Source organism: Salinicoccus sesuvii (assembly GCF_042648145.1).
In the GTDB taxonomy this organism is placed as follows: Bacteria; Bacillota; Bacilli; order Staphylococcales; family Salinicoccaceae; genus Salinicoccus; species Salinicoccus sesuvii.
Window position 1 is genome coordinate 77202 of sequence record NZ_JBHRWV010000001.1, and the last position, 14051, is coordinate 91252.

Annotated in this window: 19 protein-coding genes and 1 other annotated feature; all 19 genes read left to right on the forward strand. The window is 45.5% G+C overall.

Annotated elements, in window-relative coordinates; all coding sequences use genetic code 11:
- The first annotated feature begins 120 nt into the window (after positions 1-120).
- The 19 genes from radA (at position 121) to ACFOJ8_RS00570 (ending at position 13901) form a co-directional block, all read left to right on the forward strand.
- Entirely contained in the window at positions 121-1497 is a 1377-nt protein-coding gene (radA, locus tag ACFOJ8_RS00480) for a DNA repair protein RadA (RefSeq protein WP_380651203.1), read from the forward strand.
- 10 nt (positions 1498-1507) lie between these two features.
- Entirely contained in the window at positions 1508-2560 is a 1053-nt protein-coding gene (locus tag ACFOJ8_RS00485; RefSeq protein ID WP_380651205.1) for a PIN/TRAM domain-containing protein, read from the forward strand.
- A gap of 2 nt (positions 2561-2562) precedes the next feature.
- A complete protein-coding gene (gene ispD / locus ACFOJ8_RS00490; protein WP_380651208.1) occupies positions 2563-3249 on the forward strand; it encodes a 2-C-methyl-D-erythritol 4-phosphate cytidylyltransferase in 687 nt (228 codons plus the stop codon).
- Positions 3242-3727: a 2-C-methyl-D-erythritol 2,4-cyclodiphosphate synthase gene (gene ispF / locus ACFOJ8_RS00495; RefSeq protein WP_380651211.1), complete on the forward strand. Its 486-nt coding sequence runs from the start codon at positions 3242-3244 to the stop codon at positions 3725-3727. The genes ispD and ispF overlap by 8 nt, the downstream gene beginning before the upstream one ends.
- Entirely contained in the window at positions 3724-5178 is a 1455-nt protein-coding gene (gene gltX, locus ACFOJ8_RS00500) for a glutamate--tRNA ligase (protein ID WP_380656951.1), read from the forward strand. The genes ispF and gltX overlap by 4 nt, the downstream gene beginning before the upstream one ends.
- 262 nt (positions 5179-5440) lie before the next feature.
- On the forward strand, positions 5441-6097 hold the full coding sequence (cysE, locus tag ACFOJ8_RS00505) for a serine O-acetyltransferase (protein ID WP_380651214.1): 657 nt from the start codon (positions 5441-5443) through the stop codon (positions 6095-6097).
- Entirely contained in the window at positions 6081-7475 is a 1395-nt protein-coding gene (gene cysS / locus ACFOJ8_RS00510) for a cysteine--tRNA ligase (protein WP_380651217.1), read from the forward strand. Before cysE ends, cysS begins: the two co-directional genes overlap by 17 nt.
- Positions 7468-7869: a Mini-ribonuclease 3 gene (locus ACFOJ8_RS00515; protein WP_380651220.1), complete on the forward strand. Its 402-nt coding sequence runs from the start codon at positions 7468-7470 to the stop codon at positions 7867-7869. Before cysS ends, ACFOJ8_RS00515 begins: the two co-directional genes overlap by 8 nt.
- Positions 7862-8602, forward strand: a complete 741-nt coding sequence (gene rlmB, locus ACFOJ8_RS00520) for a 23S rRNA (guanosine(2251)-2'-O)-methyltransferase RlmB (RefSeq protein ID WP_380651222.1) — start codon at positions 7862-7864, stop codon at positions 8600-8602. The genes ACFOJ8_RS00515 and rlmB overlap by 8 nt, the downstream gene beginning before the upstream one ends.
- A gap of 1 nt (position 8603) precedes the next feature.
- On the forward strand, positions 8604-9131 hold the full coding sequence (locus tag ACFOJ8_RS00525) for an NYN domain-containing protein (RefSeq protein ID WP_380651224.1): 528 nt from the start codon (positions 8604-8606) through the stop codon (positions 9129-9131).
- Between the two features lie 61 nt (positions 9132-9192).
- Entirely contained in the window at positions 9193-9819 is a 627-nt protein-coding gene (locus tag ACFOJ8_RS00530) for an RNA polymerase sigma factor (protein WP_380651225.1), read from the forward strand.
- 40 nt (positions 9820-9859) lie between these two features.
- Positions 9860-9994, forward strand: a complete 135-nt coding sequence (gene rpmG / locus ACFOJ8_RS00535) for a 50S ribosomal protein L33 (protein ID WP_380656953.1) — start codon at positions 9860-9862, stop codon at positions 9992-9994.
- An 18-nt stretch (positions 9995-10012) separates the two neighbouring features.
- Positions 10013-10189, forward strand: coding sequence for a preprotein translocase subunit SecE (gene secE, locus ACFOJ8_RS00540; RefSeq protein ID WP_017549978.1), 177 nt, complete (start codon positions 10013-10015; stop codon positions 10187-10189).
- 16 nt (positions 10190-10205) lie between these two features.
- Positions 10206-10745: a transcription termination/antitermination protein NusG gene (gene nusG / locus ACFOJ8_RS00545; RefSeq protein ID WP_380651227.1), complete on the forward strand. Its 540-nt coding sequence runs from the start codon at positions 10206-10208 to the stop codon at positions 10743-10745.
- A gap of 139 nt (positions 10746-10884) precedes the next feature.
- Complete coding sequence (gene rplK / locus ACFOJ8_RS00550) at positions 10885-11310, forward strand: 50S ribosomal protein L11 (protein WP_145289956.1); 426 nt, start codon at positions 10885-10887, stop codon at positions 11308-11310.
- A 77-nt stretch (positions 11311-11387) separates the two neighbouring features.
- Positions 11388-12083, forward strand: a complete 696-nt coding sequence (rplA, locus tag ACFOJ8_RS00555) for a 50S ribosomal protein L1 (protein WP_380651230.1) — start codon at positions 11388-11390, stop codon at positions 12081-12083.
- A 45-nt stretch (positions 12084-12128) separates the two neighbouring features.
- Positions 12129-12274: a sequence feature (ribosomal protein L10 leader region), on the forward strand.
- A gap of 28 nt (positions 12275-12302) precedes the next feature.
- The gene (gene rplJ / locus ACFOJ8_RS00560; protein WP_380651232.1) at positions 12303-12803 is read left to right on the forward strand and encodes a 50S ribosomal protein L10; all 501 of its coding nucleotides are present in this window, start codon (positions 12303-12305) and stop codon (positions 12801-12803) included.
- A gap of 24 nt (positions 12804-12827) precedes the next feature.
- The gene (rplL, locus tag ACFOJ8_RS00565; RefSeq protein WP_380656956.1) at positions 12828-13196 is read left to right on the forward strand and encodes a 50S ribosomal protein L7/L12; all 369 of its coding nucleotides are present in this window, start codon (positions 12828-12830) and stop codon (positions 13194-13196) included.
- Between the two features lie 99 nt (positions 13197-13295).
- The gene (locus ACFOJ8_RS00570; protein WP_380651235.1) at positions 13296-13901 is read left to right on the forward strand and encodes a class I SAM-dependent methyltransferase; all 606 of its coding nucleotides are present in this window, start codon (positions 13296-13298) and stop codon (positions 13899-13901) included.
- The last annotated feature ends 150 nt before the right edge of the window (positions 13902-14051 follow it).

Below are 14051 nucleotides of genomic sequence, written 5' to 3' on the forward strand. Positions count from 1 at the left end.
GGACAAGGCTGCTTTAGGCAGCCTTGTTTTTTGCGCTATCCCCAGAATAGAAGCTATAACTATATATTTTCTTCCAGAAAATATATAATAGTAATAATTATATTTATGGAGGCCTGTTTGATGGCAAAAGCGAAAAATATTTTCGAATGTCTATCATGCGGTTACGAGTCACCGAAATGGATGGGCAAGTGTCCGAATTGCGGAGCTTGGAATAGCATGGAAGAAAAGATAATTCATAAGGAAACCAAGGTCAAAGGGACACTTGGCAAGGTGGATAATGGTAAGAAAAGTAAAAGTGAGAAGCTAAGTAGAGTCAAGGAGCAGCATACACCGAGGACAAAGACGAAGATACAGGAATTCGACAGGGTGCTCGGTGGCGGCATTGTTCCGGGTTCACTCATCCTTATTGGAGGCGACCCGGGTATCGGTAAATCGACGATACTGTTGCAGACAGCACTGATTTTGGCGGAGAACGCCAAAGTGCTCTATGTTTCCGGGGAAGAATCAGTGGAGCAGATCAAGCTTCGAGCGGATCGTCTTGAAGAGTCCAGCGAGGAGCTGAACGTGCTAGCTGAGACCAACTTGTTCTATATCCATGACGAAGTGAAGCGGCTTGAGCCGGACTTCCTCATTATCGATTCAATACAGACCATTTTCCACCCCGATGTTACAAGTGCACCCGGTAGTGTCGCGCAAGTAAGAGAGAGCACGCAGAGTATTATGAACATAGCTAAAGGCCAGCAGATCGCGACCTTCATCGTCGGGCATGTCACTAAGGAAGGGCAAATTGCCGGTCCCCGTTTGCTTGAGCATATGGTGGATACGGTTCTTTACTTCGAAGGGGAACAACATCACACCCACAGGGTACTGCGAGCAGTGAAGAATCGCTTTGGTTCAACCAACGAGATGGGAATATTTGAGATGAAGAATACTGGTCTAAAAGAAGTGTTAAACCCATCCGAAATTTTTCTTGAGGAGCGCTCGAAGAATAGTCCAGGGTCTGCAATTGTTGCTACGATGGAAGGGACGCGTGCCATGCTTGTAGAAGTCCAGTCACTCGTAACGCCGACGCATTTCCACAATCCGAGAAGAATGGCCACGGGTATCGACCATAACCGTCTATCGCTCCTCATGGCGGTGCTAGAGAAAAGCGAAGGTTTGCTCATGCAGCAGCATGATGCCTACGTGAAGGTTGCGGGGGGTGTGCGGCTTGATGAGCCTGCTGTCGATCTGAGTATCATTGTGAGTATCGCTTCAAGTTTCAAGTCGGGATCCGTCAGAGGCACCGATTGTTTCATTGGAGAAGTTGGTCTGACCGGTGAGATCCGACGGGTGACAAGAATTGAGCAGCGTGTGCAGGAAGCATCGAAGCTCGGATTCAAAAGGGCGTTTATACCCGCCTCGAACAACGCTAAGATGGAACCTGTCGACGGAATAGAAATAGTTGGGGTTAAAACCCTCAGCCAAGCATTAAAAGTAGCGTTCAGCAAAGACTAGGAGGGACGATATGCTGCGATATTTACTCTATACGTGTTATCTGTTGCTTGGCCTATCCGGCGGAATCTGGTTGCTACCTGGCATATACCAGGTGCTACCTTTTGACCCACCAGCATGGCTCAACAACAATATCGTCAACGCAATACTCGGCATGGTTCTGGTATACATTTTATTCTCTTGGACCATCCACTACGTTGAACGATGGATAAAAAGTAGTGAACGCCTGCTGTTGAACAGAAGTCTACTTGAGATTTCACTGGCGACACTCGGTATGATTATCGGTCTATTGATTGCTGTTTTAATTTCTTTGATAATAAATACTATTGCTTTACCGATAATTGGTGATATCATACCGTTCGTGCTCGCTGTAGTGCTCGGTTATCTTGGCTTTAGGATTGGTATCAGTAAACTCGGGGAGATTATGGATCTTTTGCCCGTACGCAATAAAGGCAAGGAAGTGCCTGAGGCGCTAGAACCTTCAGCTAAGTTTCTCGACACAAGTGCGATCATAGATGGTAGAATAGTTGACATAATGAAGACAGGATTCATCGAGGGGCGACTTGTCATTCCCCAATTTGTACTAGATGAACTTCAGCTTGTCGCGGACTCTACAGACCCGATCAAACGGGATAAAGGTCAACGCGGTCTGGATATGCTGAGTCAGCTACAGGAGATCAGTGACCAGACGGAAATCCGTCAGGTCGAGTATGATAAACTAGATGTAGATCATCAGCTGATTGACCTTGCGAAGAAAGAGAATGGTGACATCATCACGACAGATTTCAACCTTAACCGCGTCTGCCAGCTGCATCAGATAAAAGTGCTCAATGTGAATGAACTCTCAGATGCCATTAAACTCGTTGTACTGCAGGGGGATAGAATAACTATACTTGTCTCCAAAGTGGGTAAAGAAGAAGGCCAGGGTGTCGGCTATCTTGAAGACGGGACTATGGTGGTAGTGGACGATGGTAAAAAGTACATCAACCAGACAATAAAAGTGGAAGTGACAAGCGTGCTCCAGACGAACTCTGGAAGAATAATTTTCTCGAAGAAAGTGAGTTAAATATGGGATATGTAGCGGTGATACCAGCAGCGGGCCTTGGCAAGAGAATGGGCTACGACTATAACAAGATCTTCATACAGATCAATGATATCGCAATTATACAGATGACAGTCAGACAGTTTGAAAAAGATGGCAGCTGCGATGCGATATATCTTGCTGCACGCAGGGACGAACTTGAAAGCATGAGGCATCTGTTCGCAGATTCTCCTAAGGTCAAAGGTATATATGAAGGCGGTAAAGAGCGTCAAGATAGCATCTATAATGTGCTCAAACAGATACCGCCGTGTGATCATGTGCTGATCCATGATGGTGCGCGTCCTTTCGTCTCCCAGGATATACTATTTGAACTGTATCAGAATGTCATACACAAAGGCGCCGTCATCTGCGGTGTCAATGTTATAGATACAATTAAGAAAGTGGAAGACGGTAAAGTATCGGAGACGGTCCCCCGTGAGAAGCTCTTCGTTGTGCATACGCCACAAGCATTCTCCTACGATCTGATTATGGAAGCTTACGGAGCGGCTGAAAGAAATGAGCTCAAGGTAACAGATGATTCCAGTATGGTAGAAGCGCTTGGCAAAGAAGTACATGTGGTGTCTTCCAACTACGACAATATAAAGATCACGACGATGGAAGATTTGATCATGGCGGAGTCCATTATTAAGAAAGGGGCGGACCAGCATGTCTAGGATTGGTCACGGGTTTGATGTCCATGCATTTGAAGCAGGTCGCCCGCTGGTCATCGGCGGCATCGAAATACCGCACGATCGTGGGCTTAAAGGACATTCCGATGCAGACGTCCTCCTCCACACAATGGCGGATGCCCTTCTTGGGGCACTGGCGCTCGGTGACATCGGCAAATTCTTCCCGGATACTGACGCAGCCTTCAAGGATATGGATTCCAAAGTATTGCTTCAGGAAGTCGTAGCAATGATGCATGAAAAAGGGTATGAGCTTGGCAATATAGATGCTGTCATTATGGCAGAGCGCCCCAAGTTCCGACCGTATATTGATGACATGCGTGAAGTTGCGGCATCCATTTTGAAGACGGATATCTCAAATGTTAATATTAAAGCAACAACAACTGAAAAGCTTGGATTCACCGGCAGAGGCGAAGGAATTGCTTCTGAAGCGGTAGTTCTAATTGAAAAAGTGGAGGAATCATAATGGATAAAGTACGAGTAAGATATGCGCCAAGCCCGACTGGCTACTTGCATATCGGCAATGCGAGATCTGCATTGTTCAACTATCTCTTTGCCCGTCGCTATGATGGGGATTTCATCATCCGCATCGAAGATACAGATAGCGCGAGAAATGTGGAGACAGGCGAGGAATCGCAACTCCACTATTTGAAGTGGCTTGGCCTCGAGTGGGACGAGAGTGTGGACAAGGATGGGGGGTACGGTCCGTATCGCCAATCTGAACGTCAACACATCTATCAACCTGTAATTGATAAGCTTCTAGAAGAAGGAAAGGCATATCGCTGCTATATGACATCAGAGGAACTTGAAGCGGAGCGTGAAGCACAGATCGCCCGTGGAGAGGCGCCGAAATATAGTGGGCAGCATGCGAATCTGACAGCTGAACAAGAGGAGGCATTCGCTGCTGAGGGCAGGGAGCCTAGCATACGCTTCCGTGTACCAAAGGATGTTACCTATACGTTTGATGATATCGTGAAAGGCGAAGTGTCTTTTGATTCTAATGGCATCGGAGACTGGGTCATCGTCAAAAGAGACGGTGTGCCAACTTACAACTTTGCAGTGGCCATCGATGATCACGAGATGGAAATTTCGCACGTTCTACGTGGTGATGATCATATCTCCAACACACCAAAACAGCAGATGATTTATGAAGCGATGGGTTGGGAAGAGCCGAAGTTCGGTCATATGACCCTCATCGTCAATGAAGACAAGAAGAAGTTGTCAAAGCGTGATGGAGCGATTATACAGTTCATTGAACAGTACAAGGATCTCGGTTATTTACCGGAAGCCCTGTTCAACTTCATTGCACTACTCGGCTGGACACCTGAAGGTGAAGAGGAGATCTTCTCAAAGCAGGCGTTCATCGATCTGTTTGATGAGCGGAGGCTTTCAAAATCTCCAGCATTCTTCGATAAACAAAAACTGACATGGATCAATAATCAATATATGAAGGAAAAAGACTCAGAAACGGTATTCCAAATGGCATTGCCACACCTTGTCAAAGAAGGACTTATCGAAGAGAACGCTTCAGATGAGGAATTGGAATGGGCACGCAAACTTGTTGCACTGTATCAGGAGCAGATGAGCTTTGCTGGAGAGATCACTACACTCTCCGAACAGTTCTTCAAAGAAGAAATTGAATTCGATGAAGCAGCGAATGCGGTAATCGCCGAAGCGCATATTCCTGAGTTGATGGCTGCACTGTACGATCGTTTTGAGGCACTCGAGGACTTCTCACCTGCTGCGATTAAATCGGCCATAAAGGATGTACAAAAGTCGACTGGTTATAAAGGCAAGAAACTTTTCATGCCAATACGCGTTGCAGTCACTGGACAGACACGGGGCCCTGAACTTCCGGATGCTATTTCTTTAATCGGCAAAGATAAAGCGCTCGAACGTATTGGGAAGTTAAAATAATCGGACAAACAAGTTGCGGCGTGCAACATAATCGATTATGATTATTAGCACAGAGACCCTAGTACGATCTTTATGACGGAAACCAGAGATTATCCGGTAGGTGGAAGGATAACCGTCTCCTGATCAGAATTGCCCTCTGTGTCCAGAATAATAATTCATGAGTGCAGTATGCATACGCTGCAAGCAGAGTGGAACCGTGCATTATGCGCCTCTGTCCTAAACGGACAGGGGCCTTTTTAGATTAGGGAGGAGGGACCCGGGAATGCTGAGTAGGATGAAAGAGGATATAGATATGGTGCTGGAGATGGATCCGGCAGCCAAAAATCGTTTTGAAGTGCTTGCCACATCTTCAGGTCTGCATGCCATCTGGTCGCACCTGATTGCCCATAGACTGTATAGAAGGAACTTCACGACAAGCGCGCGTATCATCTCCCAGCTGACGCGTTTTCTGACAGGTATTGAAATCCACCCGGGTGCTCAAATCGGACGCAAGTTATTCATCGATCATGGCATGGGAACTGTTATAGGAGAGACATGCCGCATTGGCAACAACGTGACAATCTATCAAGGCGTCACTCTTGGTGGAACAGGGAAAGAAGAACAGAAGCGGCATCCTGATATCGAAGATAATGTACTTATTGCAGCAGGTGCCAAAGTGCTCGGGAATATACGTATCCACGAAAACTCGAAGATCGGTGCCAATTCTGTTGTGCTAAAGGACATCCCGCGAGATTCAACAGTGGTTGGCATCCCGGGCTACGTAGTCAAGCAGGCGGGAGAAAAAGTGAAGAATGTAAGAGACTTGAACCATGCCGATCTGCCAGATCCGATTCTGGACATGATCATGGGCTTGGAAGATGAAATCAAAGACTTCAGGAACGAAGTCAGAAACGAGGTAGAGAATGGTTCTCATATTTAACTCTTTGACAAGACAGAAGGAAAGATTCGAACCGATTGAAGCGGACAGGGTTAAAATGTATGTATGTGGCCCGACAGTCTATAACTACATTCATATTGGCAATGCACGTCCGGCAATTGCGTTTGATACTGTGAGAAGGTATTTGGAATACAAAGGTTATCAGGTTGATTATGTATCCAATTTTACTGACGTAGATGATAAGCTTATCAAAGCTTCCATCGAGCTGAAAGAAGAAGTACCGGTAATCGCTAACCGTTTCATCGAAGCATTTTTCGAAGATACAGGGGCACTGAATGTCAAAAAGGCTACACATCACCCCCGTGTTATGGACCATATGGATGACATCATAGAATTCATCCAGGTGCTTGTTGACAAAGGTCATGCCTACGCATCAGATGGCGATGTCTACTTTAAGACGCGTTCCTTCGGTGAATACGGCAAGCTTTCGCACCAATCCGTCGATGATCTAAAAGTAGGCGCAAGAATTGAATCGGGTGAGAAGAAACAGGATCCACTCGACTTTGTTCTATGGAAGCAGGCAAAGCCGGATGAAATCAAATGGGCTTCCCCTTGGGGCGAAGGGCGTCCAGGGTGGCACATCGAGTGCAGTGTGATGGCACGCCGTCATCTCGGAGATACCATCGACATTCATGCCGGAGGACAGGACTTGACCTTCCCCCACCACGAAAATGAAATCGCACAGAGTGAATGCATGACAGACAGCACATTTGCAAACTACTGGATGCACAACGGCTATATCAATATCGATAACGAGAAGATGTCCAAATCCCTCGGTAATTTCATACTGGTCCATGACATCATCAAGGAAATCAACCCGAACGTACTCCGCTTCTTCATGATCAGTGTCCATTATCGTAGTCCAATCAACTACAACCGTGAACTCGTGGAGGCAGCCGAGACTAGCCTGCGCCGCATCCAATCAAGCTATCGCCAAGCTAAAGAACGTCTCGATACTGCGGTGGGTGACGGCGATGATGAAGTGCTTGATCAGATCGTAGCGGATAACCTGGAGCTTTTCGAGTCGCATATGGACGACGATTTCAATACTGCCAATGCTATAACGGCATGGCATGATCTGACGACGGAACTCAATAAATACCTTCGCCGAACGACGACGTCCGCAGAAGTTCTGAACCATTTCATCAAGGCGTTTGACATCTATAGTGATGTTCTCGGTGTCGACCTTACCGAAGCGGAGGTACTGCTCGACGAAGAGATCGAGGCGCTGATAGAAGAACGCAACGAAGCGAGAGCAAACAGGAACTTTTCACGCGCAGATGAAATTCGCGATGATCTGAAGGACAAGGGCATCGTTCTTGAAGATACGAAGGAAGGCGTGCGCTTCAGACGTGGCTGATCATCGAACCGATAGCATGCAACCGCTCTCTCTCGCATTCGTCGGAGATGCCGTCTATTCGGTATATGTCCGCGCTCATCTTCTACTTGAAAAACCATATCTGAAGCCGGATGCCATTCATCGTGAAGCCAATAGTCTTGTAAATGCAAGTGCACAAGCTCGTGCCCTTGATTACCTACGTAAAACCGAGTTGACAGAAGAAGAATGGGACGTCGCGAGAAAGGCCAGAAATAAGTCGAGTGCTACAAGAGCAAAGAATGCTTCGATAAAAGATTACAGGAATGCCTCAGGACTGGAGGCGTTAATTGGCCATCTTCATATTCTCGGCAATCTTGAACGGATTGATGAATTGATGGAAATTATTTTGAAAATAGGGAGGGATAACAATGAGTGATTCAGTAATTGCAGGGCGACATGCCGTACGTGAAGCGCTACAGAGTGGTGCTGATATTAACAAGGTGCTCATCCAGGATTCGGTCAATAAAGGCCAGGTTAAGGAAATTATGGATGCTGCTAGAAACAAGAAGGTGATTGTCCAGACTGTGCCGAAGTCCAAGCTAGATGGATTGACCGACGAACGCCACCAAGGTGTTATTGCGCTCGGTAGCCCGCACGAATACATGCCGTTTGAAGAGTTGATGGCACGTGTTGAAGGCAAGCAAGCGAACCTCGTCATTCTCGATGGTCTCGAAGATCCGCACAATCTGGGGTCTATATTGAGAACATGTGATGCCACTGGATTTGATGGTGTCATTATACCGAATCGGCGATCTGTCCAGCTCACGGACACCGTTGCACGGACATCAACTGGTGCTATAGAACATGTACCGGTCGTAAGGGTGACCAACATCAACCAGACGATCGACCGATTGAAAGAAAAAGGATTTTGGGTCGCTGGGAGCGACGGTGCTGGTGATATGGACTACAGGGAGATGGCAGCAGACGTCAATACAGTGCTTGTTGTAGGCAGTGAGGGCAATGGCATCAGTAAAAAGACCTTAGAAAAGTGCGACTTTGTGGTGCGTATTCCAATGGTCGGACAGATTACAAGTCTCAACGCCTCGGTTTCAGCAGCACTTCTGATGTACGAAGTGTTTCGCAAACAAAACGACATTGGGCGTGGATGATATGCAACGAAAAAAACGGCGCATCCTGATAGTGGATGGCTATAACTTGATCGGTGCGAACCAAGAATTACACAAGGAATCTTTCCAGTCGCTCGAGATCCCAAGAGAGAAGGTTCTTGGCGCACTGGCCGAGTACCAATCAGTTGCAAACTATGAAATCATATGTGTTTTTGATGCCTATGAGGTCCGCTCAAAAGAAAGCATCTTTAATTTCCATGGTGTGGAAGTGGTCTATACAAAAGAAAAGGAGACGGCTGATGAATACATCGAACGTTTCGTCCATGACCACTATCATCCGCACTTATGTGAAATCAGTGTAGTGACGAGTGATTTGACGGAGCAAAACGCCATTTTTGCCCTTGGTGCCTACCGCATATCATCAAGAGAAATGTGGGTGGACTTGATGGAAGCTGAAAAAAATATCAGTAAAAAAATAGACTCCATTAATGAAAAAATGCCTAGGCAGAAATTGAACATTGGTGAAGATGTCCAAGCAAAACTTGAGAAATGGCGAAGAGGAAGATTTTAGCATATTGAATTCCCCTCCACTCCTTATTATTATTTTCATATATGGGATAGGAGGGATAAGGATGTATCAGATTGCCGAGTTTCGTTTCATAATCAGGGAGGACATCGATGATGTGCTAGATGTGTTGGCCGGCCGAGTACGCGACGGTGATACTAGCGCCTTCGATCAGATTGATATGGCACTCAGACCCCAAGTCAGCCGTATGAGCTACCGTTACATGAATCATTTTCACGAGCGGGAAGACATGGAGCAGGATATGATGGAAGCAGCGCTCAGACTCTGCTATCGCTATCAAGGTGAGCGTGGCAGATACAGACATTACTTACTTCGGACGTTGCGCTTTGAAATGAAGGCCCACACACGTAGATATAGCCTGAAATCCCACAACGAAGGGGCTGTCTTCAATGATTTAGGCATCCAGAGTGCCGATGAAAAGAACGACGACCCAATCAACATGATCGTCAAGGAGGAGCAACTCCAGTATTTGATGCGTAAAAAAGGCATATGTTCGCCGCTTGAGCGAAGGGTACTCGAACATATTGACAAAGGGCATGATATTGAAGACGTGTGCAGAGAATTTGCACTCGGGAGAAAAAGTGTCGTCAATACACTTCATCGCATCAGACGCAAAAAAGAACGCCTTGTACTCGCTGAGCAAGCCAATGATGCATTTGACAACGCCGAATGAAATCGTTATAGTAAATTAGAATTGAAATGAGGATTTTATGATGAAAGTGGCATTGATTTGCACCGAATGCGGGTCGCGCAACTACACGACGGACACCGAGCATAAGAAAAGGCTCGTTCTGAAAAAGCACTGCAAGACGTGCAACCGGCATACGACTCATAAGAGTTCCATCTGATACAGGAGGAAGCAACCGATGGCAAATAATAAAAATTTCCTGCAGAATGTCGTCAGCGAAATGAAAAAAGTAAGCTGGCCGACTGGTCAGGAGACAGTCCGCTATACAACCGTCGTCATGCTCACAGTGATATTCTTTCTAGCGTTCTTCTATGCGCTGGACCTGGGTATCTCCGCTATCATAGACTTAATGTAACTAAAGGAGAGATACTATGTCTGGAGAAAAGAACTGGTATGCTGTGCACACCTATTCCGGATATGAAAATAAAGTAAAAGCGAATCTCGAGGCTCGCCTTGAATCCATGAATATGCAAGACCAAATCTTTCGTGTCATCATCCCTGAGGATGAAGAAACGACAGTGAAGGATGGCAAGCGCAAGACATCCATGAAAAAGACTTTCCCTGGATACGTGCTTGTGGAGCTGGTCATGACTGATGAATCGTGGTACATTGTGCGAAACACGCCTGGTGTAACTGGTTTTGTCGGTTCACAAGGTGCAGGAAGCAAACCGAATCCGCTATTGCCGGAAGAAGTGAAATTTATACTCAAATCCATGGGTATGACAGAACGTACAGTGGATTTCGAAGTCGAGGTTGGAGAATCCGTCAATATCGTCGATGGACCTTTCAAGAACCAGACGGGAGAAATTCGCTCAATCGATGCAGAACATTACAAGCTTACAGTACTAGTAGAAATGTTCGGTCGCGAAACTCCAGTTGAAGTGGAGTTCGACCAGATTGAGAAATTGTAATAAGTGTCTTGTGTTTTCAAGTGAATAGTGGTATATTATCATGGTCGAATTTTTGTTCGATCATCTTTTTTATGATGCGAGTGGGAGGATGAAAACTGACATCCTATGACCACATCACGATAACGAGGAGGTGCACATCGTGGCTAAAAAAGTAATCAATGTAGTAAAATTGCAGATTCCTGCAGGTAAAGCGAACCCGGCTCCACCGGTAGGTCCGGCACTAGGTCAGGCGGGCGTGAACATCATGGGATTCTGTAAAGAATTCAATGCACGTACACAAGAAGACGCTGGTCTCATCATTCCGGTAGAAATTTCCGTATTCGAGGACCGCTCTTTCACATTCGTTACAAAAACTCCACCAGCAGCCGTTCTTCTTAAGAAAGCTGCCAATGTTGAAAAAGGTTCAGGCGAACCTAATAAGAACAAAGTGGCAACAGTAACTGAAGCGCAAGTACGTGAAATTGCTGAAACTAAAATGGAAGACCTTAATGCAGCAGACGTGGAAGCGGCTATGCGTATGGTCGCAGGTACAGCTAGAAGCATGGGCTTCACTGTAGAGAACTAATTTAAATTGACCATAAGATTAAAGTATTAATACAAACGTGGGAGGATAACCCGCTATAACCACAAGGAGGAATAGTAATGGCTAAGAGAAGTAAAAAGTATCAGGCTGCTCTTGAGAAGTTTGATCAAAATGCGTCTTATAGTGTAGACGAAGCAGTCAAACTTGCTAAAGAAACAAGCACTGTAAACTTCGATGCTTCTGTAGAAGTAGCTTTCCGTCTGGGTATTGATACGCGTAAAAACGATCAGCAGATCCGTGGAGCAATCGTTTTGCCGCACGGTACTGGCAAGTCACAACGTGTATTGGTATTCGCTAAAGGCGATAAAGCAAAAGAAGCAGAAGCAGCAGGTGCAGACTACGTAGGCGATCAGGACTACATCCAAAAGATCAATGGCGGATGGTTTGACTTTGATGTCATCGTAGCAACACCAGACATGATGGGTGAGGTCGGTAAACTCGGCCGCGTACTCGGACCAAAAGGTCTAATGCCAAACCCTAAAACAGGTACAGTAACTATGGATGTTACTAAAGCTGTTGAAGAAATCAAAGCAGGTAAAGTTGAATACCGTGCAGAAAAATCTGGTATCGTCCATGCGGCGATCGGTAAAGTTTCCTTCGACGAAGCGAAACTGGCTGACAACTTCAGAGCACTCTCTGATGCGCTACTAAAAGCGAAACCAGCTTCTTCTAAAGGTGTCTACTTCAAATCTGTAGCAGTAACTTCAACTATGGGACCTGGTGTCAAAGTTGACCCTGGCGAAGTAAGAGGCTAACAGCAATATAAATGTTGACAACTGCATCTATATTCGGTATAGTTGCAGTTGTATTTTAATATCCCGAAGACAGTAGGAGCACTATGTGCTTAAAATACTATCCTACCGAGGCAAATGATGAAGACTTGAATTCATATTAAAACATTCAAGCACTTTTTGCCGTGGGTAAAAGGTGTTTTTTTAATGCACCGAATACACAAAAAATATGGAGGTGTAACTATGTCAAATGTGATTGAAGCTAAAAAGCAGCACGTAGACGTGATTTCTGATCAGCTCAAGAACTCTGTATCTACAGTACTTGTAGACTACCGTGGACTTTCAGTAGCAGAAATGACTGAACTGCGTAAGCAACTTCGTGATGCAGGCATCGAGTTCAAAGTCTACAAGAACACGATGACACGCCGTGCAGCTGAACAAGCTGAACTTAGCGAAATCAATGAGTTCCTTACAGGTCCGAACGCGCTTGCATTTTCTAACGAAGATGTGATTGCACCTGCAAAGATCCTCAACGAATTTGCTAAAGCGCATGAAGCTTTGGAAATCAAAGCGGGCATCATTGAAGGAACGTTTACATCAGCTGAAGATGTAAAAGCGATCGCAACGCTACCAAACAAGGATGGACTTGTTTCCATGCTACTTTCTGTACTTCAGGCTCCAGTACGCAACTTCGCCTATGCGGTTAAAGCAATCGGTGAAGAGAAAGAAAACGAAGAAGCCTAAACTAAATTAAAAAATGGAGGAATTATAATGTCTCACGAACAAATCATTGAAGCAATTAAAGAAATGTCCGTACTCGAACTTAACGACCTCGTTAAAGCAATTGAAGAAGAATTCGGCGTAACAGCTGCAGCACCGGTAGCAGCAGCAGGCGCTGGCGCTGGAGAAGCAGCAGCTGAAGAGCAAACTGAATTCGACGTTGAACTTACAGATGCTGGATCTTCCAAGATCAAAGTCATCAAAGTTGTCCGCGAAGCAACTGGTCTTGGTCTTAAAGACGCTAAAGAAGTCGTTGACGGTGCACCTAAAGTCGTTAAAGAAGGACTTTCCAAAGAAGACGCTGAAGAGCTTAAATCCCAACTTGAAGAAGTTGGCGCTAGCGTAGAACTTAAATAATTTTTGTGTAGGTACTTTGAGGCTCATGTTAAACATCCATTGTTTAAATGAGCCTCTTTCTTATCTTATACAACTGTTATATACATAGGAGTGATGTCCATGAGCCATTATTTTACTGGAAACAATACGGCACACGAATTTAAAGAGGTTGAGTTCCGCTACAGTAACAAAACATATCGCTTCAAAACAGACCGGGGTGTCTTCTCAAGAGACCGTATCGATTATGGCTCTGCCATTTTGATTGATGCCGTTGCCAAAGATCGGAGCGCAGCCGATGATGATGCATTCATTGATATGGGAGCTGGCTACGGCCCTGTAGGTACCGTTTTAGCAGACGTGTTGGGAGCGCGTCCGATAATGGTCGAGGTCAATTCGGATGCACTGCAATTATGCGAAGAGAATGCACGCACCAATAAAGTTATAGCCGAAGTCATGGACCGTACGGGGTTTGATGCACACTTTTCTGAAACTGTATCCTTTTATGTGACGAATCCGCCTTTTCGTGCGGGCAAGTCTGTAGTGATTGAAATGATCAAGGGTGCACATGCCTATCTTTATGAAGGCGGGGCATTCTACATGGTGGTTCAGAAAAAGCAGGGCATGGCCTCATATAAGAAAGAGATCGAATCACGTTTTGGCAATGTTCATACTGTCGTCAAAGATAAGGGCTACTATGTTCTTAAAGGCATCAAGATAGCAGAATAAAGTTTGACTTGACAAATGTACTATGGTATAGTTATAGAATGTAAAAATATAATGTCAATCCGTATGCGCTTTTTGAGCTGCAATTGGCAGGAGCTTATTAAATATTGTTAATAAAATGAAAATGGGGTTGGTTTCGATTCCGTTTTCTTT

Bases quoted from the DNA above. Each gene is read 5' to 3' on its own strand.
- radA (WP_380651203.1), top strand. From the start codon at position 121: ATGGCAAAAGCGAAAAATATTTTCGAATGTCTATCATGCGGTTACGAG.
- cysS (WP_380651217.1), top strand. From the start codon at position 6,081: ATGGTTCTCATATTTAACTCTTTGACAAGACAGAAGGAAAGATTCGAA.
- ACFOJ8_RS00485 (WP_380651205.1), top strand. From the start codon at position 1,508: ATGCTGCGATATTTACTCTATACGTGTTATCTGTTGCTTGGCCTATCC.
- ACFOJ8_RS00570 (WP_380651235.1), top strand. From the start codon at position 13,296: ATGAGCCATTATTTTACTGGAAACAATACGGCACACGAATTTAAAGAG.
- cysE (WP_380651214.1), top strand. From the start codon at position 5,441: ATGCTGAGTAGGATGAAAGAGGATATAGATATGGTGCTGGAGATGGAT.
- ispD (WP_380651208.1), top strand. From the start codon at position 2,563: ATGGGATATGTAGCGGTGATACCAGCAGCGGGCCTTGGCAAGAGAATG.
- secE (WP_017549978.1), top strand. From the start codon at position 10,013: ATGGCAAATAATAAAAATTTCCTGCAGAATGTCGTCAGCGAAATGAAA.
- ACFOJ8_RS00525 (WP_380651224.1), top strand. From the start codon at position 8,604: ATGCAACGAAAAAAACGGCGCATCCTGATAGTGGATGGCTATAACTTG.
- rplA (WP_380651230.1), top strand. From the start codon at position 11,388: ATGGCTAAGAGAAGTAAAAAGTATCAGGCTGCTCTTGAGAAGTTTGAT.
- rplJ (WP_380651232.1), top strand. From the start codon at position 12,303: ATGTCAAATGTGATTGAAGCTAAAAAGCAGCACGTAGACGTGATTTCT.
- nusG (WP_380651227.1), top strand. From the start codon at position 10,206: ATGTCTGGAGAAAAGAACTGGTATGCTGTGCACACCTATTCCGGATAT.
- ACFOJ8_RS00530 (WP_380651225.1), top strand. From the start codon at position 9,193: ATGTATCAGATTGCCGAGTTTCGTTTCATAATCAGGGAGGACATCGAT.
- rpmG (WP_380656953.1), top strand. From the start codon at position 9,860: ATGAAAGTGGCATTGATTTGCACCGAATGCGGGTCGCGCAACTACACG.
- ispF (WP_380651211.1), top strand. From the start codon at position 3,242: ATGTCTAGGATTGGTCACGGGTTTGATGTCCATGCATTTGAAGCAGGT.
- rlmB (WP_380651222.1), top strand. From the start codon at position 7,862: ATGAGTGATTCAGTAATTGCAGGGCGACATGCCGTACGTGAAGCGCTA.